Origin of the sequence: Pseudomonas sp. FP1740 (assembly GCF_030687165.1) — a bacterium.
In the GTDB taxonomy this organism is placed as follows: Bacteria; Pseudomonadota; Gammaproteobacteria; order Pseudomonadales; family Pseudomonadaceae; genus Aquipseudomonas.
Genome location: NZ_CP117461.1, coordinates 4,949,169 through 4,969,503, shown reverse-complemented (window position 1 = coordinate 4,969,503; position 20,335 = coordinate 4,949,169). Strand labels below are relative to the sequence as shown.

General features: G+C 60.7%; 21 protein-coding genes. 16 read left to right on the top strand and 5 right to left on the bottom strand.

The window, feature by feature from the left end; genetic code table 11:
- The first annotated feature begins 196 nt into the window (after positions 1-196).
- From PSH69_RS22140 to PSH69_RS22125, 4 genes are all read left to right on the top strand, one after another.
- Positions 197-910 (top strand): GntR family transcriptional regulator, encoded by a 714-nt coding sequence (locus PSH69_RS22140; protein ID WP_026286427.1) that lies wholly within the window; start codon positions 197-199, stop codon positions 908-910.
- A complete protein-coding gene (locus PSH69_RS22135) occupies positions 907-1,905 on the top strand; it encodes an ADP-ribosylglycohydrolase family protein (protein WP_305409834.1) in 999 nt (332 codons plus the stop codon). The genes PSH69_RS22140 and PSH69_RS22135 overlap by 4 nt, the downstream gene beginning before the upstream one ends.
- Positions 1,906-2,059: 154 nt before the next feature.
- Positions 2,060-3,526 (top strand): cytosine permease, encoded by a 1,467-nt coding sequence (locus PSH69_RS22130; protein ID WP_305409833.1) that lies wholly within the window; start codon positions 2,060-2,062, stop codon positions 3,524-3,526.
- Positions 3,519-4,448 (top strand): PfkB family carbohydrate kinase, encoded by a 930-nt coding sequence (locus PSH69_RS22125; protein WP_305409832.1) that lies wholly within the window; start codon positions 3,519-3,521, stop codon positions 4,446-4,448. Before PSH69_RS22130 ends, PSH69_RS22125 begins: the two co-directional genes overlap by 8 nt.
- A gap of 42 nt (positions 4,449-4,490) precedes the next feature.
- On the opposite strand, the gene PSH69_RS22120 is transcribed toward PSH69_RS22125, so the two are convergent.
- From PSH69_RS22120 to PSH69_RS22110, 3 genes are all read right to left on the bottom strand, one after another.
- Positions 4,491-4,871: a Rho termination factor N-terminal domain-containing protein gene (locus PSH69_RS22120; protein ID WP_086944608.1), complete on the bottom strand. Its 381-nt coding sequence runs from the start codon at positions 4,869-4,871 to the stop codon at positions 4,491-4,493.
- A 53-nt stretch (positions 4,872-4,924) separates the two neighbouring features.
- Positions 4,925-5,179: a hypothetical protein gene (locus tag PSH69_RS22115; RefSeq protein WP_018926197.1), complete on the bottom strand. Its 255-nt coding sequence runs from the start codon at positions 5,177-5,179 to the stop codon at positions 4,925-4,927.
- A gap of 127 nt (positions 5,180-5,306) precedes the next feature.
- Entirely contained in the window at positions 5,307-5,960 is a 654-nt protein-coding gene (locus PSH69_RS22110; RefSeq protein ID WP_305409831.1) for an HD domain-containing protein, read from the bottom strand.
- 245 nt (positions 5,961-6,205) lie between these two features.
- Here PSH69_RS22110 and PSH69_RS22105 point away from each other — a divergent pair, with 245 nt between their 5' ends.
- The 6 genes from PSH69_RS22105 to PSH69_RS22080 all read left to right on the top strand — a co-directional run bounded on the left by PSH69_RS22105 (position 6,206) and on the right by PSH69_RS22080 (position 11,992).
- A complete protein-coding gene (locus tag PSH69_RS22105; RefSeq protein WP_111455360.1) occupies positions 6,206-6,688 on the top strand; it encodes a GNAT family N-acetyltransferase in 483 nt (160 codons plus the stop codon).
- A 217-nt stretch (positions 6,689-6,905) separates the two neighbouring features.
- Positions 6,906-7,898, top strand: a complete 993-nt coding sequence (locus PSH69_RS22100; RefSeq protein WP_305409830.1) for a 2-dehydro-3-deoxygalactonokinase — start codon at positions 6,906-6,908, stop codon at positions 7,896-7,898.
- Between the two features lie 19 nt (positions 7,899-7,917).
- Positions 7,918-8,538: a 2-dehydro-3-deoxy-6-phosphogalactonate aldolase gene (locus tag PSH69_RS22095; protein ID WP_018926189.1), complete on the top strand. Its 621-nt coding sequence runs from the start codon at positions 7,918-7,920 to the stop codon at positions 8,536-8,538.
- Between the two features lie 47 nt (positions 8,539-8,585).
- The gene (dgoD, locus tag PSH69_RS22090) at positions 8,586-9,734 is read left to right on the top strand and encodes a galactonate dehydratase (RefSeq protein WP_030131992.1); all 1,149 of its coding nucleotides are present in this window, start codon (positions 8,586-8,588) and stop codon (positions 9,732-9,734) included.
- An 83-nt stretch (positions 9,735-9,817) separates the two neighbouring features.
- Complete coding sequence (locus PSH69_RS22085; RefSeq protein ID WP_305409829.1) at positions 9,818-11,128, top strand: MFS transporter; 1,311 nt, start codon at positions 9,818-9,820, stop codon at positions 11,126-11,128.
- Positions 11,129-11,188: 60 nt separating this feature from the next.
- The gene (locus tag PSH69_RS22080) at positions 11,189-11,992 is read left to right on the top strand and encodes an IclR family transcriptional regulator (RefSeq protein WP_096480885.1); all 804 of its coding nucleotides are present in this window, start codon (positions 11,189-11,191) and stop codon (positions 11,990-11,992) included.
- Here the strand turns inward: PSH69_RS22080 and PSH69_RS22075 are convergent.
- Positions 11,989-13,041, bottom strand: coding sequence for an NAD(P)-dependent alcohol dehydrogenase (locus tag PSH69_RS22075; protein ID WP_019582753.1), 1,053 nt, complete (start codon positions 13,039-13,041; stop codon positions 11,989-11,991). The two genes, PSH69_RS22080 and PSH69_RS22075, sit on opposite strands and share 4 nt — an antisense overlap.
- Positions 13,042-13,231: 190 nt before the next feature.
- Here PSH69_RS22075 and PSH69_RS22070 point away from each other — a divergent pair, with 190 nt between their 5' ends.
- Positions 13,232-14,122: an AraC family transcriptional regulator gene (locus PSH69_RS22070; RefSeq protein WP_064616620.1), complete on the top strand. Its 891-nt coding sequence runs from the start codon at positions 13,232-13,234 to the stop codon at positions 14,120-14,122.
- Positions 14,123-14,205: 83 nt separating this feature from the next.
- On the opposite strand, the gene PSH69_RS22065 is transcribed toward PSH69_RS22070, so the two are convergent.
- Complete coding sequence (locus PSH69_RS22065; protein ID WP_096480883.1) at positions 14,206-15,870, bottom strand: electron transfer flavoprotein-ubiquinone oxidoreductase; 1,665 nt, start codon at positions 15,868-15,870, stop codon at positions 14,206-14,208.
- 546 nt (positions 15,871-16,416) lie between these two features.
- Between PSH69_RS22065 and PSH69_RS22060 the strand changes: the two genes are divergently transcribed.
- From PSH69_RS22060 to PSH69_RS22040, 5 genes are all read left to right on the top strand, one after another.
- Positions 16,417-17,166 (top strand): electron transfer flavoprotein subunit beta/FixA family protein, encoded by a 750-nt coding sequence (locus PSH69_RS22060; protein WP_007903904.1) that lies wholly within the window; start codon positions 16,417-16,419, stop codon positions 17,164-17,166.
- Positions 17,167-17,168: 2 nt separating this feature from the next.
- On the top strand, positions 17,169-18,098 hold the full coding sequence (locus tag PSH69_RS22055; protein ID WP_019582611.1) for an electron transfer flavoprotein subunit alpha/FixB family protein: 930 nt from the start codon (positions 17,169-17,171) through the stop codon (positions 18,096-18,098).
- Between the two features lie 81 nt (positions 18,099-18,179).
- Positions 18,180-19,028, top strand: coding sequence for an ABC transporter substrate-binding protein (locus PSH69_RS22050; RefSeq protein ID WP_305409828.1), 849 nt, complete (start codon positions 18,180-18,182; stop codon positions 19,026-19,028).
- Positions 19,029-19,037: 9 nt separating this feature from the next.
- Positions 19,038-19,394, top strand: a complete 357-nt coding sequence (locus tag PSH69_RS22045; RefSeq protein ID WP_018929885.1) for a DUF4398 domain-containing protein — start codon at positions 19,038-19,040, stop codon at positions 19,392-19,394.
- On the top strand, positions 19,391-20,203 hold the full coding sequence (locus tag PSH69_RS22040; protein ID WP_018929884.1) for an OmpA family protein: 813 nt from the start codon (positions 19,391-19,393) through the stop codon (positions 20,201-20,203). Before PSH69_RS22045 ends, PSH69_RS22040 begins: the two co-directional genes overlap by 4 nt.
- Positions 20,204-20,335 lie beyond the last annotated feature (132 nt).

The following is a 20,335-nucleotide window of genomic DNA, read 5'->3' as shown; positions in this document are numbered from 1 at the left end:
CCCCGGGGGGAGCGGGATGTCCGGCACATGGATACTGGATGTGCCGACGCCTTCGCGGGCAAGCCTCACTCCTACAGTACCGTGCAGATCCCCCTGTAGGAGCGAGGCTTGCCCGCGAAAGCGGTCTGTCTGTCACACAATCCAGCCACAAAATATCCCTTGCTCGCCCTAATCCCTTTCGGTTATCACTTTGTACATGGTTAGACAGGTACGATTTGACAAGAAACAACGGATTATCGATGAGCTTGTCCGGCGCATCGAAAGCGGCCTCATGGAGGACGGCTTGCTATTGCCGGGTGAACATCAGTTGGCTCAAGAATTCAAGGTCAGCCGCGGCACGCTGCGTGAAGCCCTGGCCGAACTGAAACGGCGTCACTACATCGCCACGCAAAGCGGAGTCGGTTCCATCGTTACTTACGACGGCGTAGTGCTCGATCAGAGCAGCGGCTGGGCTCAGGCACTGGCGGACAGCGGGGCGTTGATCAATACCGAAGTGCTGCGGCTGGAGGCGGTGACCCGTCCTGACCTGCTGTCGCGGTTCGGCACCGATCAATTCATCACCCTCGACCGGCGCCGGCGCGCCACCGACGGCACGCTGGTGTCTCTGGAACGTGCGTTAATGCCCGCGACCGGAGGCCTGGAAGGCCTGCCGCGCGTGGGACTGATTGATAACTCCCTGACCATCACGTTGGCTGCCTACGGCTATGTCGGCGAGCACGGCGATCAGTGGATCGGTGCCGAACCCTTGAACGCCGAAGACGCCGAACTGCTCGGGCGCCCGGTCGGCACGGTGTTCCTCAAGGCCCTGCGCACCACCTACGACCGTCAGAACCGTTTTATGGAGCAGGTCGAAAGCCTGCTCGATCCGGTGCACTTTCGTCTGCATTTGCAGTTTGGAGCTCCAAAATGACCGCGCTCAACCGTGCCCTCGGCGCGTTCTATGGACTGGCCCTGGGCGATGCGCTGGGCATGCCGACCCAATCCCTGAGCCGCGCCGACATCAAGGCGCGCTTCGTTGAAATCACCGATCTGCAAGACGCCGGCCCCGATCAACCGATTGCCGCGAACCTGCCCAAAGGTTCTATCACCGACGATACCGAGCAGGCGATTCTGGTCGCTCGGTTGTTGATCGAGGGCGAGGGCCGGATCGAACCGGCGGTACTGGCCCAACGATTGATCGAATGGGAAGCCGGGATGCAGGCCAAGGGCTCGCAAGACTTGCTCGGCCCTTCGACCAAACGCGCCATCGAAATGATCCTCGCCGGCCACTCGCTGGAAGAGGCGGGGCGCTATGGCTCCACCAATGGCGCGGCGATGCGCATCACCCCGGTAGGGATTGCGGCCGATGTCGCCGATCCTGAGCGTTTCATCCGCGCCGTGGTGCAAGCCTGTCAGGTGACCCACAACACCACGCTGGGGATTGCCAGTGCGGCGGCGGTGGCGGCAGTGGTTTCCGCCGGGATCAACGGCATGGACCTGGGTGAGGCGTTGAACCTCGGCCAACAATTCGCGCAGCAGGCCGAAAGTCATGGTCACTGGGTCGCCGGCGGGCGCATCGCCTCGCGCATCAGTTGGGCGCGGAGCGTCGGCATCGACAGCGACAAGGCGTTGCTGGCGGATTTGCTGTACGACGTGATCGGCACTTCGGTGGCCTCACAGGAATCGGTGGTGGTGTCGTTTGCGCTGGCCCAGCAAGTGGCCATCGGCGAGATGACGGCCTTCGAAGCGCTGTGCATGGCCGCGAGCCTGGGCGGTGACACCGACACCATCGCGGCGATGCTCGGCGCCATGCTCGGGGCCTGTCTGGGGCTTGAGAGTTGGCCGATGGCGATGATCGAGCAGGTTAAAGCGGTTAACTCGTTGGAATTGGAACCGTTGGTAAAAGGACTGTTGGCTTTACGTTGACTGGACTGGCCCCATCGCGGGCTTGCCCGCGATGAACACGCCGCATACTTGAATTTTTCACCCGCAATGGAACGCACAAACACGGGCAGGACGGCCGGCTGTTGTTTTGTCCTCCGAGATTGCCCACACCATAACAATTGCAAGGAGCATTTTCATGAGTTCATCGAACGCCGGGCAAAGCGCCGGACAACTGGAAACCCGTGGTATCGAACCGGTGCCGGAAGGGGAGTGCAACGGTCATCCGCTGCAACTGTTCTGGGTCTGGTTTGCGGCCAACATTTCCATTCTCGGCTTGCCGTTGGGCGCCACGCTGGTGGCCTTTCGCGGCCTGGCGATCTGGCAAGCGATCATCGTCGCGATCCTTGGTGCCGCCGGCTCTTTCGCGGTGGTGGGGATCATCTCCATAGCCGGTCGTCGTGGTCGCGCACCGAGCCTGACGCTGTCGCGAGCGATCTTCGGCGTACGTGGCAATATCGGCCCGACGCTGGTCTCGCTGATGTCGCGCCTGGGTTGGGAAACGGTCAACACCACCACCGCCGCGTTCGTCCTGCTGTCGTTGTGCTCGATAGTGTTCGGCTCGCCGGTGGAAGCCAAAAGCGCGCCGCTGCTGACCCTGGTGTTCATCGCGATTTTCGTGCTGCTGACGTTGTCGGTGTCCGGTCTCGGCCACGCCACATTGCTGGTGATCCAGAAATGGGCAACCTACGTGTTCGGTGCGCTGAACATCCTGGTCGGCGGTTTCCTCTGCGCGACCATCGACTGGAGCGCCGTGTTCAACGCCACGCCAGCACCGTTGAGCGCGATGATCATCGGCATCGGCACCATGGCCGCCGGCACCGGGATCGGCTGGGCCAACGCCGGCGCAGACATGTCGCGCTACCAGCACCGCAGCGTCAAAGCGGTGCGCCTGGTGGCGTCGGCGGCGTTCGGCGCGGGGATTCCGCTGGTGCTGCTGATCACCCTCGGCGGTCTGCTGTCGGTGGGCAATAATGATCTGGCCTCGGCCACTGACCCGATTGTCGCGATCCGCGACATGCTGCCGAGCTGGATGGCGGTGCCGTACCTGATCACCGCGTTCGGCGGGCTACTGCTGTCGAACAACCTGTCGGTGTACTCCGCCGGTTTGACCACCTTGACCCTCGGCCTGAAGGTCAAGCGCGTGTATGCGGTGGTGGTCGATATCGTGGCGATCTTCGCTGGCTCGATCTACTTCATGCTGATCGCCGAGAGTTTCTACGGCCCGTTCATTACCTTCATTTCCTTGCTGGCGGTGCCCATCACGGCGTGGGTCGGGATCTTCGTGGTCGACCTGATCCATCGTCATTACTACAGCCCCAAGGACCTGCTGGACGTCAGCCCGAGCAGCGCCTACTGGTATCGCGGTGGCGTCGAGTGGCGTGCATTCGGTGCGTGGGCGGTGGCGATTGTGTTGGGTTTCAGCTTCACCACCATTGGCACCACTGAACAAGATGTCTGGTTCCGGGGCTTTCTGTCCGACTCCTGGTTGGGCCATAACGGCCTGGGCTGGATCGTGACGTTTGTGGTGGCTGGCGGGATTTACTGGGTGCTCGGCGGTGTCAAGGACCGCCGCGCCGCGTTGCTCGAGCCTGTTCATGTCTAGGATGCTGCACACCGGCCAAGTCATCATCGACCTGGTCATGGCCGTGGACAAATTGCCTCATTCGGGCGGTGACGTGCTGGCGCAATCCGCCCGTTTCGAGGCGGGCGGCGGTTTCAATGTGATGGCCGCGGCCCGACGGAACGGCTTGTCGGTGGTCTACCTCGGGCGCCATGGCAATGGCCGTTTTGGTGATCTGGCCCGGGAGGCGATGACGGCAGAAGGCATTCGGATCGGCATCGCTCACCGTGCTGAGCGCGACACCGGGTTGTGTGTCGCACTGACTGAAGCCTCGGCCGAACGCACGTTCATTTCCTACATCGGTGCCGAAGGCGAATTGACCGCCGAAGACCTGGCGAGTGTGCCGGCCGAGGCGGGCGACTTTGTCTATGTCAGCGGCTACAGCCTGCTGCATGCCGGCAAGGCTCAGGTGCTGGTGGATTGGGTGCTGGAGTTGCCGGACGGGATCAAAGTGGTATTCGATCCGGGGCCGTTGGTGGATTCGCCGGACGCGCGGCTGATGAAGGCCTTGCTGCCGCGCATCGATCTGTGGACCAGCAACCGGGTCGAGGCGCTGCGGTTTACCGGGGCGTCGGACATTGCCGAGGCGTTGAATATTTTGGCGGATCAGTTGCCGACGGACGCCCTGATGGTGGTTCGCGATGGGCCGCAGGGCTGCTGGATCAGCCAGCATGGCGACCGTCAGCAGGTGCCGGGATTCAAGGTCTCGGCCGTCGACAGCAACGGTGCGGGGGATGCCCATGCCGGGGTGTTTGTGGCCGGGTTGGCGCAGGGTTTGTCGGCGGCTGAAGCGGCACGGCGGGCGAATGCGGCAGCGGCGTTGGCGGTCACTCGTTGGGGGCCGGCGACTTCGCCGGGGGCGGCGGAAGTGGATGCGTTGATCCGCGAGACTTTTAGCGCCTGATCAGCCGCCATCGGCCCTCAAATTCACCCTCAATCCTGACTTTCAACCCGCCTTGCGCAACGCCTCGATCAGCTCTTGCTTGCGCATGCTCGAACGCCCCGGAATCTTCTTCGCCCGGGCTTCCTTCATCAGGCTGTCCACCGTCTGGGTATCGCGTGACGCCTTGCTGTTGCGCGGTTTGCCCTCCCGGGTGGCGACGGCACGGCGGGCTGATTCCTTGCGATCGGCAGACTTGGCAGCGGCCGGTTTCTTGCGTCCTGAGCCGCCGGCGCGCTCACCGCCACCCGACTGCTTGTTCACCGTCGCCCAGGCGCGGGCCTCGGCTTCATCTTTCGACACGCCTTTGCGTTCGTAGCTTTCTTCGATGTGTTCGGCCTTGCGTTTCTGCTCGGCGGTGTATTTGTCTTTGCTTCCACGAGGCATGGGATTTCTCCTGGCTATAGGAGCTGGCGCAGGCTTCGCCAGCTCCTGCTCGGTTAGTTATCCAGTTTGCGCGCCGCCTCAACCCCAGCGGCGCTGAGTTTGATCGGCAGGTTCAGCGAGTGTTCGCCGGCTTCGTTGCAGATCACATGACCGTGCTGGATCAGCCCACGCTCCTGCAGCGTCGCAAGGGTGCTGGCCACGACTTTCTCCCCCCGGTAATTGTCTAGAACCTCCTTGCCCAAGCCGCTTGGATGGGCATGCAGCAGGCGGGTCAGGACTTCTTTTTCCAGGTTTTTATCGACGTTCATGGTGACCTCTTGGTTGGGATGGACGGGTATGGCGCCTGGCTCGCATCGGCGAACCCTTACCCGTTATTGGTCCATCCACGATCTGGATTGGTGCCTGATGAACGACGAGCGGTGTGGCCCTGGCTCCTCAGCCGACGCCTATTTCTTCCTTGAACAGCTCCATGAATCCCTTCAAGCGTTGATGGCGAACCTGTGCCAGGCGCTGGCCGGTGGTCGTTTGGAAGCCGTCCGCCAGGTGCAGCAGCTTGGTCTGGAAATGATCGAGGCAAAAGCGTTTGTCGTCGTAGTCCCGCTCGTGTGCCTCCGGGTCCACAGGGTCGTACAGCGCGCTGCCCATGCGCCCGGCAATGTAGAAGGTACGCGCCACGCCGAGCATGCCAAGGGAGTCGAGGCGGTCGGCGTCCTGGATGATTCGGGCTTCGAGGGTCGTGGGTGTGATGTTGGCGCTGAAGCTATGGGCCTCAATGGCATGGACGACCGCGGTGATTTTTGCGTCAGGCCAATCCATGGCTGTCAGCACTGTCGCCGCTTTCTGCGCCGCCAGCCATGACGCCTGGGAACGCAGCGGCGAGTTCTTCTCCACCGCCACGCAATCGTGCAACAGCACGGCGGCCAGCAGCACCTCAAGGTCACCGCTTTCTTCAGCATGAAGCGTGCGCACGTTGTGCCATACCCGTTGCAAGTGCGACAGATCGTGGGCGCCATCCTCGCCAGGTTCCAGCGCATGGGGCAGCAGTTCAGAAGCCAGATTCTGCAGAGGTGCGAAAGCAGTGGTGCTCATAAATGTCCTAAGTATGAAAACGCTTTTGTGGCGAGGGAGCTTGCTCCAATGCCAGTAAGTTAAACCGTAAATGCAATCCGTAGCAGCAGCCTCGCAAGCTCGACAGCTGCTACGGAGAGTGTGTTGCGGCTGAGATTACTTAGCGAATCGACATTAGTCACAAAGGCCCCCTCCATCATTTCAAATGTGACGAGCGCCGCGCGCGGACTTAGTATGGCGTTTTCAACTTTTGACAAGGCACGTCCATGACGATCGAAATCCGCCCGGCAACCCCCAGCGATGCTCCGCAAATCCTCGCGTTCATCACTGAACTGGCCGACTTCGAACGTGCCCGCCACGAAGTCATCGCCAGCGTCGCCGACATCGAGCGCAGCCTGTTCAGCGAAGGCGCCACCGCCCATGGCCTGATCTGCCTGCGCGATGGCCTGCCGATCGGCTTCGCGGTGTTCTTCTTCAGCTATTCCACCTGGCTGGGCAGCAATTGCCTGTACCTCGAAGACCTCTACATCACCCCTGAACAACGGGGCGGCGGTGCCGGTAAAACCCTGCTGCGCCACCTGGCGAAAATCGCCTGCGCCAATGACTGCGGCCGTTTCGAATGGAGCGTGCTGGACTGGAACAAACCGGCGATCGAATTTTACAAATCCCTCGGCGCACAACCGCAGGAAGAGTGGGTGCGGTATCGGATGGATGGGGCGGTGTTAAGGGATTTTGCCGCCGGTAATTGATCCTCTAAAAGATCGCAGCCTTCGGCAGCTCCTGCACGGGATTGTGTTTCGACCGCGATATTGCGGGCGTACATCGAATCTGTAGGAACTGCCGAAGGCTGCGATCTTTTTTTGTGTTGTCTCAATATGTGGGATTGATATTTATATATTGAGATTTCCCCTCGTCCAGGTTTATAGTCCAGCTCACTCACTGCCAAAAAACAAAACAGGTGAAGCGATGCTGGCGCAATTGATCGCGCTCGATTGGGGGACAACCTCATTACGTGCTTACAAACTCGGCTTCGGTGGCCAGGTGCTGGAACAGCGTGCGCTGTCGTCCGGGATCATGCAGTTGCCCAAGACGCCGCGAACCATCGCCGGTCAGGCATGCGCCGACGGTTTTGAACTGGCCTTTGATGAGGCTTGCGGTGACTGGCTCGACGCGCAGCCCGATGTGCCGGTGATTGCCTGTGGCATGGTCGGCAGTGCTCAGGGCTGGCGCGAAGCGGCCTACTGCGACACGCCGGCGAACGTCGCCAATCTCGGAACTTCCCTACAAAACGTTCGCAGTCTGCGCGGTGTCGATGTGCACATCGTGCCGGGTGTTATTCAGCGTTCGCACTTGCCCAATGTCATGCGTGGCGAGGAAACCCAGGTCCTCGGCGTATTACAGAATCTGCCGGGCGAGGCGGGTAGCGATCTGTTGATCGGCCTGCCGGGCAGCCATTCGAAATGGGTGCAAGTGGCCGACGGCTGCATCGTGCATTTCGATACCTTCATGACCGGCGAGATCTTCGCCGTGCTCAGCGAACACAGCATTCTGGGGCGCACTCAGCAGCGCGGCGGGGCTTTTGATGGCGATGCTTTTGACCGTGGCGTGCAAGTGGCGCTGTCGGCGGATGGCGAGATCGGGCCGCTGTCGACGTTGTTCAGTGCCCGCAGTCTGGGGCTGACCGGCGAGCTGAGCGCCACCGCTCAGCCGGACTATCTGTCCGGCCTGCTGATCGGCCATGAACTGTCGGCCTTGGCCACCGTTCAGCGACGTCGACGCAATAGCGTGCACCTGCCCTCGATCATCCTTATCGGCAATGCCCAACTCTGCACTCGCTACAGCCGGGCGCTCGACGCCTGCGGTTTTACCCGGGTAACCCTGGCCGAGCAGGCCACCGAACGCGGCTTGTGGCAGTTGGCGGTCGCCGCCGGACTTATCACTGCAAACCTATCCCGTTAAACCTGACTGGAGGTCTGACATGCTCAAGCAAGCATTGGCACAAAACGGTCTGATCGCGATCTTGCGTGGCCTGCGTCCGCAAGAAGCGGCAGCCGTCGGCGAAGTCCTGTATTCGGCCGGATTTCGCGTCATCGAAGTGCCGCTTAATTCCCCCGAGCCGTACGAAAGTATCCGCATCCTGCGCAGCACATTACCCGCCGACTGCCTGATCGGCGCGGGCACGGTGCTGACGCCGGAACAGGTCGAGCAAGTGAAAGCGGCGGGCGGCCAGGTGATCGTCATGCCCCACAGCGATGCCAAGGTGTTGCGCGCGGCGAAGGCAGCAGGGCTGTTTCTGTCGCCGGGCGTGGCGACGCCGACCGAAGCCTTTGCCGCGCTGGCCGAAGGGGCGGATGTGCTGAAGATGTTCCCGGCCGAGCAGATGGGCCCAGCCGTAGTGAAAGCCTGGCTGGCGGTGTTGCCGGCGGGGACGGTGCTGGTGCCGGTGGGCGGGATTACGCCAGACAACATGCAGGTGTTTGTCGAGGCCGGCGTCAAAGGTTTCGGTCTCGGCTCCGGGTTGTTCAAACCGGGCATGACGGCGGACGAAGTAGCGGTGCGCGCCAAGGCATATGTCGCTGCGTGGAACGCTCTGCGTTAAGACTTTCTGGCGCTGTGAGCGCTGCATCTACAAGAGAGACAATAGAGATGAAAATCACCAAACTCACCACCTTCATCGTTCCGCCGCGCTGGTGCTTCCTCAAGATCGAGACCGACGAGGGTGTGACCGGTTGGGGCGAGCCCGTGGTCGAAGGCCGCGCGCACACCGTCGCTGCTGCGGTCGAGGAGTTGTCCGACTACCTGATCGGTAAAGATCCACGCAACATCGAAGACATCTGGACCGTGCTCTACCGTGGCGGCTTCTACCGGGGCGGGGCGATCCACATGAGCGCGCTGGCCGGTATCGACCAGGCATTGTGGGACATCAAGGGCAAGGCGCTGGGGGTGTCGGTCAGCGATCTGTTGGGCGGCCAGGTGCGGGACAAGATTCGGGTGTATTCGTGGATCGGTGGTGATCGCCCGGCAGACACCGCGCGCGCCGCGAAAGAAGCGGTCAGCCGTGGTTTCACCGCAGTGAAAATGAACGGCACCGAAGAGCTGCAGTTCCTCGATTCCTTCGAGAAAGTCGACCTGGCGCTGGCCAACGTTGCCGCCGTGCGCGATGCGGTGGGCCCGAATGTCGGCATCGGCGTGGACTTCCATGGTCGGGTGCACAAGCCGATGGCCAAGGTGCTGATGAAGGAACTCGACCCGTACAAACTGATGTTCATCGAAGAACCGGTGCTCAGTGAAAACTACGAAGCGCTGAAGGAGCTGGCGCCGCTGACCAGCACACCGATTGCTCTTGGTGAGCGGTTGTTCTCGCGTTGGGATTTCAAGCGTGTGCTCAGCGAAGGCTACGTCGACATCATCCAGCCTGATGCGTCCCATGCGGGCGGCATCACCGAAACCCGCAAGATCGCCAACATGGCCGAAGCCTACGACGTGGCGCTGGCGCTGCATTGCCCGTTGGGGCCGATTGCCCTGGCGGCGTGCCTGCAACTGGACGCGGTTTGCTACAACGCGTTCATCCAGGAACAGAGCCTGGGCATCCATTACAACGAGAGCAACGACCTGCTCGACTATGTGAAAGATCCGCGGGTGTTCGACTACGACAAAGGCTTCGTGAAGATCCCCAATGGGCCGGGTTTGGGGATCGAGATCAACGAGGAATACGTGATTGAGCGTGCTGCCGTCGGCCACCGCTGGCGCAACCCGATCTGGCGCCATGCCGATGGCAGTTTTGCTGAGTGGTGAAACTCACGCGGTGATCGTTCCCACGCAGAGCGTAGGGACGATCAACCACCATGACCTCAATAAACATAAGAAGAGGCACCTCCATGCAACCGCAAACCCTCACCGGGCAGGCGTCGTTGGTGACGCCCAGTCGCAAGCGTTTTTTCATCATGGTCCTGTTGTTCATCACGGTGGTGATCAACTACCTGGACCGCAGCAACCTGTCCATCGCCGCCCCGGCGCTGACCAGCGACCTGGGCATCGATCCGATTCATGTCGGGCTGATTTTTTCCGCATTCGGCTGGACCTACGCCGCCATGCAGATCCCCGGCGGCTGGCTGGTGGACCGGGTGCCGCCGCGCATCCTCTATAGCGTTGCATTGCTGTTGTGGTCGCTGGCCACGGTGATGCTCGGCTTTGCTGCCAGTTTCATCGCGCTGTTCGTGCTGCGCATGGCCGTCGGCGCCCTGGAAGCGCCGGCGTACCCGATCAACAGCCGCGTAGTGACAACCTGGTTCCCCGAGCGCGAACGCGCCACAGCCATCGGTTTCTACACCTCCGGGCAGTTCGTTGGACTGGCATTTCTCACGCCTGTGCTTGCCTGGCTGCAACACCAATATGGCTGGCACATGGTGTTTGTCAGCACCGGTGTGGTGGGCATCCTTTGGGCGGTGATCTGGTACGCGGTGTATCGCGAACCACGGGATTTCAAGGGCGCCAACGACGCGGAAATCGAGCTGATCCGCGAGGGCGGAGGGCTGGTGGATATCCAGGCCGAGACTGTCAAGGCCAAGGCGAAATTCAGCTGGATCGACCTCGGGATTGTCCTGAGCAAACGCAAGTTGTGGGGCATCTACCTCGGCCAGTTCTGCCTCAATTCAACCTTGTGGTTCTTTCTGACGTGGTTCCCGACCTACCTGGTGAAATATCGTGGCATGGACTTCATCAAGTCTGGCTTGCTGGCGTCGCTGCCGTTTCTCGCAGCGTTTGTCGGCGTGCTGTGTTCGGGGTTCTTCTCGGACTTTTTGATCCGTCGCGGCTACACCGTAGGTTTTGCCCGCAAACTGCCGATCATTGGCGGATTGCTGATTTCCACCTCGATCATCGGCGCCAACTTCGTCGAGTCGACACCGTTGGTGATTGCCTTCCTCGCGTTGGCCTTCTTCGGTAATGGCCTGGCCTCGATCACCTGGTCGCTGGTGTCGACCCTGGCCCCGGCGCGCTTGCTCGGGCTGACCGGTGGGGTGTTCAATTTCATCGGCAACCTGGCGGCGATCACCACACCGATCGTTATCGGTTTCCTTGCTTCCGGTGATTCGTTTGCTCCGGCGATCACCTATATCTCGGTTCTGGCGTTGCTGGGCGCGCTTTCCTACGTGTTGCTGGTGGGCAAGGTCGAGCGTATCAAGTTGTAGTCGCAGCCGTCGGGCGACCATAATGCCGCCCGTTCCCTCGCTCAACGGTAAAGGCTGGATATGCAGGAAGACGCCCCAAAAATCGCCAAGGACGCCGCGCCGACCGGCACCCAGACACTGCTTCGTGGCCTGGGTGTGGTGCAGGCGGTGGCCAGTGGCGCCCGCGATCTCAAGGAAATTGCCCGGCTGATCGGCACGACGCGCAGCACCACCCATCGTCTGGCCAGTTGCCTGGTGGACGAGCGTTATCTGCGGGTGGTGCCGCAAATCGGTTATCTGCTGGGGCCGAAACTGATCGAGCTGGGTTTCCAGGCGCGTGAAGAGCTGCCGCTGGTGACGCTGGCCGGGCCGTATCTGGATGAGTTGTCGGCGTTGACCGGCGACACCATTCACCTGGCGATTCGTGAAGGCGACGAGGTGCTGTACCTGCTCAAGAATCCGGGGCGAAATGGCCCGGAAATGCGTTCGCGGGTCGGCCATCGCATGCCGTTGGCGCGTACCGGGATTGGTAAGGCGCTGATGCTTGATGACTCGCAGGAAGAATGGCAACGACTGTATGAAATCAGCTTGCCGGTGGGTGGGAAAAATCAGTTCTGGCCGCAGCACCCGGAGCAATCCTGGGAACAGTTTCAGCAGCGCATGATCGAGTACGTGGCTGGCGGCTACGCCTTCGACCTGGAGGACAACGAACCGTCGATTCGCTGCGTGGCGGCACCGATCCGCGATGCCAGCAAGCGCATTGTCGCCGGCATCAGCATCGCCAGCACCGTGCCGTACATGCCACTGGAAAAAATGGCCGAGCTGATTCCCCTGATCAAAGGGGTCACAGCCCGGCTGTCGGCGGAATTGGGCCTGAAGGTTTAGAGTTTCAGCGTCGCCATGTCGATCACGAAGCGGTATTTCACGTCACCGGCGATCATGCGGGTGTAAGCCTCGTTGATCTGGCGGATGTCGAGCATTTCGATGTCGCAGGAGATGCCGTGCTCGGCGCAGAAGTCCAGTACTTCCTGGGTTTCGGCGATGCCGCCGATCAGTGAGCCGGCCAGCATGCGACGACCCAATACCAGTTTGGCAGCATGCACCGGCGGATCGATCGGCTCGATCAAGCCCACCAGAATGTGCACGCCGTCGAAACGCAGGGTATCGAGGTAGGGGTTGAGGTCGTGCTGCACCGGAATGGTGTCCAGCAGGAAGTCGAATTGTCCGGCGGCGGCCTTCATCTGTTCGGCATCGGTGGACACGATCACGTGGTCCGCGCCTTGGCGACGACCTTCTTCAGCTTTGCTCGCCGAGCGGGTGAACAAGGTCACCTCAGCGCCCATCGCCTTGGCGAACTTGATCCCCATGTGACCGAGACCGCCCATGCCAAGAATCCCGACCTTGTCACCGGCCTTCACGCCGTAGTGCTTGAGCGGCGAGTAGGTGGTGATGCCGGCACATAGAATCGGCGCGGCGCTGGCCAGGTCGAGCTTCTCCGGGATGCGCACGACAAAGTGCTCGCTGACCACGATGCTGTCGGAGTAACCGCCCATCGTGTTGCTGCCATCGACCCGGTCCGGGGTGGCGTACGTCATGGTCGGGCCTTCGAGGCAGTATTGCTCCAGATCGGCCTGGCAGGCTTCGCAATGGCGGCACGAGTCGACCATGCAACCGACGCCGACCAGATCGCCGACTTTGTGTTTAGTAACGTTCGCGCCGACGGCGGTCACTTTGCCGACGATCTCATGGCCGGGCATCAGCGGGTAAACCGCAATGCCCCACTCGTTGCGCGCCTGGTGGATGTCGGAATGGCAGACGCCGCAGTAGAGAATCTCGATTGCGACGTCGTCGGCCCGTGGACTGCGGCGTTCGAATTTCATCGGGGCGAGGGGAGTGGTGGGCGACTGAGCGGCGTATCCGATGGCGGTGTACATGGTGAACCTCGCAAAGCAGTGACAGGTGAGGCGAGCCATTCTGGGCACCGCACGGGTGACCGGCCATGGCGATTCCTCCGGGTGTCATGCCTAATCCTCCGGTATGCGCCGTTGATTGGCCGCATTGGCGTTCAGACCTGCGATGATGTTTTCATCCCTTTTTTCGCGACTTTTTTGTGAAGAGCTCTCCATGTTGTTGACCCGTCATCTCGATGCCAATGCCACGCTGGTTTCGCTGATCCAGCCGCTGACCACCCGCGATGGTTTCACGCCTACCACGTTGCCGGGCGTGCAGATTTTGCGGGCCAGTTGTGATTTGGCCCGTGGCCCGCAAATCTACGAGCCAAGCCTGGTCATCATCGCCCAGGGCAGCAAGTTGGCGTATCTGGGGTCGCGTACTCTGGAATACGGTGCCGGGCATTATTTGATTCAGGCGCTGCCGGTGCCGTTCGAGTGCGAGACGTTTTCCGCGCCCGATGGCCCGATGCTGGGCATTTCCATCGCCATTGACCGGGTGTTGCTCGGTGAGTTGGTGCTGGCCATGGGGCTGGCGTCGGGGCGCTATATCGCGGCGCAGACGCCAGAGTCCATGACTTCGGCGGTGCTCGATGATGCGATGCGGGGTTGTGTTGAACGGCTGTTGCGCTGTCTGCACGACCCGCTGGAGAGCCAGGTTATGGGACAGGCGCGATTGCGTGAGTTGTTGTTCGTTGCCTTGCGTGGGCCGCAAGCCGATGTATTGCGGGCGCTGGTGGAGCAACAGGGGCAGTTCGCCCGGATCGCGGCCTCCCTGAGCCATCTGCATGCCCATTACACCGAGCCGCTGAACGTCGAAGCCCTGGCCAGTTGCGCCAACATGAGCGCATCGACGTTTCACGAGCATTTCAAACGCTGCACCTTGTTGTCGCCAGTGCAGTATCTGAAGCGTTTGCGCTTGCTCAAGGCCCAGCGCTTGCTGCAGGGCGAAGGATTGGGCGTGGCCCAGGTGGCGCATCGGGTGGGGTATCAGAGTACGTCGCAGTTCAGCCGTGAGTACAAGCGCTACTTCGAGCGTAATCCGGGGGATGAGCGCGCTGCCTGATCCACAGGTTCTTGTGGTGACGCTTGAATTGCGGGCAACAAAAAGGCCCCCGTTCAGGGAGCCTTGTTGTTCAGACGGTCGACTTACATGTTCGGGTAAGTCGGGCCGCCGGAGCCTTCCGGCGCCACCCAGGTGATGTTCTGTGCAGGGTCCTTGATGTCGCAGGTCTTGCAGTGAACGCAGTTCTGGGCGTTGATCTGGAAGCGCTTCTCGCCGTCTTCCTGGGTGACCACTTCGTACACGCCGGCCGGGCAGTAACGCTGGGCAGGTTCATCGTACAGCGGCAGGTTCTTGCTGATCGGGATGCTCGCGTCGGCCAGCTTCAGGTGGCACGGCTGCTCTTCTTCGTGGTTGGTGCCGGAGATGAACACCGAGCTGAGTTTGTCGAAGCTGATCTTGCCGTCCGGTTTCGGGTAGTCGATCTTCTTGCAGTCGGCCGCCAGTTTCAGGCACGCGTAATCCGGCTTGGTGTCGTGCAGGGTGAACGGCAGTTTGCCGCCGAAGATGTTCTGGTCGATCCAGTTGAAGCCAGCGCCGAGGATCGGGCCGAACTTGTGCATCGCCGGGCCGAAGTTGCGGCTGGCGAACAGTTCGTCGTAGAGCCAGCTCTTCTTGAACGCTTCGACATAAGTGGTCAGCTCTTGCGTGCCGTCCAGATCGGCAAACAGCGCGTCGGCCACGGCGTCAGCGGCGAGCATGCCGGACTTCATCGCCGTGTGGCTGCCCTTGATCTTGGCGAAGTTCAGGGTGCCGAGGTCGCAACCGATCAGCGCGCCGCCCTTGAAGACCATTTTCGGCAGCGAGTTCAGGCCGCCTTTGCAGATGGCGCGAGCGCCGTAGCTGACGCGCTTGCCGCCTTCCAGGTATTGCTTGAGCACCGGGTGATGCTTGAGGCGCTGGAACTCATCGAACGGCGACAGGAAGGTGTTGCTGTAGGAAAGATCGACGATCAGACCGACCACCACCTGGTTGTTTTCCAGGTGATAGAGGAACGAGCCCCCGGTGTTCTCGGTGCCCATGATGTCCAGCGGCCAGCCCGCGGTGTGGACCACCAGGCCTGGCTGGTGCTTGGCCGGGTCGATTTCCCAGATTTCTTTCAGGCCGATGCCGTAGTGCTGGGCGTCGGCTTCGCTGTCGAGGTTGAAACGCTTGATCAGCTGCTTGCCGATGTGGCCGCGGCAACCTTCGGCGAACAGCGTGTACTTGGCACGCAGTTCCATGCCTGGGGTGTACAGGCCTTCCTTCGGATTGCCTTCGCGGTCAACGCCCAGATCGCCGGTGATGATCCCGCGCACCACGCCGTTCTCGTCGAACAGCGCTTCCTGGGCGGCGAAGCCCGGGTAGATTTCCACGCCCAGGTTTTCGGCCTGCTGGGCCAGCCAGCGGCACAGGTTGCCCAGGGAGATGATGTAGTTACCTTCGTTGTGCATGGTCTTGGGCACAAAGAAGTCTGGAATCTTCTGCGCGCTGTCAGCGTTTTTCAGAACGAAGATGTCATCGCGGGTGACTGGCGTGTTCAGCGGCGCGCCGAGTTCTTTCCAGTCTGGGAACAGTTCGTTCAGGGCCCGTGGTTCGAACACGGCACCGGACAGGATATGAGCGCCGACTTCGGAGCCTTTTTCGACCACGCAGACGCTGATTTCCTTACCGGCTTCGGCGGCCTTCTGCTTCAAACGGCAGGCGGCGGACAGGCCAGCGGGGCCGGCACCGACGATGACCACGTCGAATTCCATGTATTCGCGTTCCACAGGCTATCTCCTACTCAAGGCTCAACAGTTTTTTTTCTAATTGGAGGTTGGGTGTCGCATTCATGAATTCCCCATAGTGCGGCACAGAGGACAATCGATGAACCACCTTTCTCTTTGGGTGGCGCATTATATCTACACCACTCTTAGCGTCCAATACAAACGTTTGTTTGAATCGGCTCAAAGCCAGATAAATCAAAGTCACGCGGCTTATGACTGGCCATTTTGCCGTATTGACCGGAATAGGTGTTCCGGTCAAGATACGGGCGGTTTTGCGCTCGCCGTAGGCTGAATGTAGGTTTCAAGAGCACCTCTAAAGACACGGCGATGGCAGTACAAGGTGAAGCGCCGCGCAGGTATCGCGCGCAGTTTACACGCCACGGTAATGAATGACTTGTCGGTCACCACTGACGAACGGTCATCAGCCTCGTGAGCAAGGTTCACCCGATACACCTGCCAGCGTTTTTAGAGGTGCCCTTGCGCCGATGAGCATCAACCGCCAGGTTCGCCTAGGCGACTTTCTTTTCACCGGAGAGTAACGAGGAATCCATGAAGGTTCTTGTAGCTGTCAAACGCGTTGTGGATTACAACGTCAAGGTTCGCGTCAAGGCGGACAATTCCGGCGTCGACCTCGCTAACGTCAAGATGTCGATGAACCCGTTCTGCGAAATCGCAGTGGAAGAAGCCGTACGTCTGAAAGAGAAAGGCGTTGCGACTGAAATCGTCGTCGTCTCCATCGGCCCGTCCACCGCTCAAGAGCAACTGCGCACTGCGCTGGCTCTGGGTGCCGACCGCGCCATCCTCGTCGAATCCGCTGAAGATCTGACTTCCCTGGCCGTGGCCAAGCTGCTCAAGGCAGTGGTCGACAAGGAACAGCCACAACTGGTGATCCTCGGCAAACAAGCCATCGACAGCGACAACAACCAGACTGGCCAGATGCTCGCGGCATTGAGCGGCTACGGTCAGGGCACGTTCGCGTCGAAAGTCGAAGTGTCCGGCGATACAGTTGCCGTGACCCGCGAAATCGACGGCGGCGCGCAGACCGTTTCCCTGAAACTGCCGGCCATCGTCACCACCGACCTGCGTTTGAACGAGCCGCGCTACGCGTCCCTGCCAAACATCATGAAAGCCAAGAAGAAGCCTCTCGAAGTGCTGACTCCGGACGCTTTGGGCGTTTCCACCGCCTCCACCAACAAGACCCTGAAAGTCGAAGCGCCAGCTGCACGCAGCGCGGGTATCAAGGTCAAGTCGGTGGCTGAACTGGTCGAGAAACTGAAAAACGAAGCGAAGGTAATCTAATCATGACTATCTTGGTAATCGCCGAACACGACAACAAAGTGCTGGCCCCGGCCACGCTGAACACCGTTGCTGCTGCCGCCAAGATCGGTGGCGACATCCACGTTCTGGTTGCAGGCCAGGGCGCTGGCGCCGTGGTTGAAGCCGCTGCGAAAATCGCTGGCGTGAGCAAAGTCCTGAACGCTGACAATGCTGCTTACGCGCATCAGCTGCCGGAAAACGTTGCTCCACTGGTAGCCGAGTTGGGCAAGGGCTACAGCCACATCCTGGCTGCCGCCACTTCCAACGGCAAAAACATCCTGCCGCGCGTCGCCGCTCAGCTGGACGTTGACCAGATCTCCGAGATCATCTCGGTAGAAAGCGCCGACACCTTCAAGCGCCCGATCTACGCCGGTAACGCCATCGCTACTGTGCAATCGAATGCTGCAGTGAAAGTGATCACCGTGCGGGCTACCGGTTTCGACCCGGTGGCGGCCGAAGGTGGTTCGGCCGCCGTTGAAGCTGTTGCCGCTGTTCACAACGCCGGCACTTCCAGCTTCGTCAACGAAGAACTGGCCAAGTCCGACCGTCCGGAACTGACCGCTGCCAAGATCGTCGTTTCCGGCGGCCGTGGCATGCAGAACGGTGACAACTTCAAACACCTGTACGCCTTGGCCGACAAGCTGGGCGCTGCCGTCGGTGCTTCCCGCGCCGCGGTCGACGCAGGTTTCGTACCCAACGACATGCAGGTCGGTCAGACCGGCAAGATCGTTGCGCCACAGTTGTACATCGCCGTCGGTATCTCCGGCGCGATCCAGCACCTGGCCGGCATGAAAGACTCCAAAGTGATCGTGGCGATCAACAAGGACGAAGAAGCGCCGATCTTCCAGGTGGCCGATTATGGCCTGGTGGCGGACCTGTTCGAAGCCATCCCTGAGTTCGAGAAGCTGGTCTAATCCGGCGGCTTGACTTATAAAGAGCCCGGCCTTTTGGTCGGGCTTTTTTTTGTTCCGGATTTGAGTGGGGAGAGTGTTGCCATGGATCTGCGCCACTGGTTTGGCTGCTCTTTTTTGCCAGGATTGTGTTTAAGTCTGGCGCTGATACCGGGGCTGTCCATCGCTGCCGGAAAATGCGAGCGCTTGATCGTGACCGGCAGTCCCGACGCGCCGCCGTACCTGTGGCAAGACCCGCAAAACCCCAAGCATCTGATCGGCGCCAGTGCTGATTTGTTGCAGCAAGTGGCGGGGGAGTTGGGCATCAAGGTTGAGCTGCTTTATGCCGGCAAACGTTCCCAGGCCCTGGACGAAGTGCGCAGCGGGCGCATGGACATGCTGGCCGATGCGCCGTTGACGGTCACTGAGCTGGAAAATCTGGATTACATCCATCCACCGCTGCTGGAAAACGATTACCTGGTCTGGACCCGCAACGATTCACTACTGGTCTACAACGAGGCGCAGGACCTTCACGGTCATCCCGGCGCGTTGTCGGAAAAGGCTCGAGTGAGCCCTTCATTCGGAACTTTCGCCGAGCAGCAATTGACCCTCGTGCGCACACCCAATCTGACTCAGGCCTTTCAGAAATTGCTGCTGGGCGAGGTGGAGTTTGTCCTCGCCGGTCGCTACTCGGGCATGGCCATGGTGCAAACGCTGGGGATGGCCAATGACTTGATGGCCCACCCACAACCCATCGACAAACCCGGCCTGTACCTCGCGGTTTCCCATAACTCCGCCTGTAACGATCCTTGGTTACGCGGACAGCTGGCCAAAAAGATGACAGAATTGCCCGCGTCCGGACTGACGGAAGCTGCGTTGCTGCGCAATATCGAGCGTTGGAAAGCGCAAGGCTCACAATCGCAGCCACAACCTGTCAGTACCCCAAAACAGTAGGGATTTTTAGTGAGTATTCGACCTCTTTTCGCTGCCCTGGCCGTTCTGGCTCTGGCGGGTTGTGCAGCCGATCCGGCGCCGAATGAACAAATACGCCTGACCGAACAGGCCCTCGAACAAGCCAAGGCCGTGGGCGCTACCGCCGAGGAAGTGCCGGAGCTGAAACTGGCCCAGGACAAGTTCAACCGTGCCAAGGGCAACATGGCCGACCAGTCCTTCAAGAATGCGCGCATGCGGGCCGAGCAGGCCGAGCTGGACGCGCGCCTGGCCGAAGCCCGGGTCCTGACCCACAAAAGCGAGGAGCAGTTGAACGTGCTCAATACCCGCATCACCCGCCTGCGCAAGCAACTGGGAGATGCCCAATGAACCTGAAGACCAAAGCACTCGGCGGCTTGATCCTGGCCGGCTGCGCAAGCCTTTATGGCTGCGCCGGTCAACACAGCGAAGCTGCGTTGCAGCAGGCCGGTGCCGACTTCCAGAAGGTCAAGGAAGACTCCAACGTGTTGCGTATCGCGCCCAAGGACGTGATCCGTGCCGGCGAGTCCCTGGCCCGCGCCGATCGACTGTCCAGCTACTGGGGCAGCGGTTCGGACGTGGCGCATTACGCCTACCTGAGCCAGCGCTACAGCGAAATCGCCCGGGAGCACACCAATCAGGTGCTCAACGAAGAGCGCGCAGCGAAACTCGAACTCGAGCGTCAGCGCCTGCAATTGGCGCTGCGTGAGTCCAAATTGCTCAGCGTGCAGCAACAGGGCAAGTGGCTCGAAGAGCAGATCGTGGCGCTGGCGACCACCCAGACTGACCGTGGTCTGGTGATGACCCTGGGTGACGTGCTGTTCGATACCGGTGAGGCGGAGCTGAAGAGCTCGGCGAACCGGGTGGTGCTGAAGATCGTCCAGTTCCTGCAGCTCAACCCCAAGCGTGTGGTGCGGATCGAGGGCTACACCGACAGCACTGGCGGTAAACAGGAAAACCTCAAGCTGTCCCGCGACCGGGCGCAATCGGTAGCTGACGTATTGACGGACCTGGGCATCGACGACAAACGCATCCAGGTTGAAGGGTACGGCGATGAGTACCCGGTGGACGCCAACGCTTCCGAGCGCGGTCGTGCACAGAACCGTCGGGTGGAAATTGTGTTCTCCGACGAAAAAGGCCAGCTCGGCGCGGCTCGTTAAGGGCTGCGTCACTGGAAAAACCCGGCCTGCTCAGCAGCGCCGGGTTTTTTTGCGCCCCGTCAAATGCGTCGTAAAACAGTACAGTTTTTGCTGACACCGCACTGTATGGTCGACTATTGTATTAACTGTCCC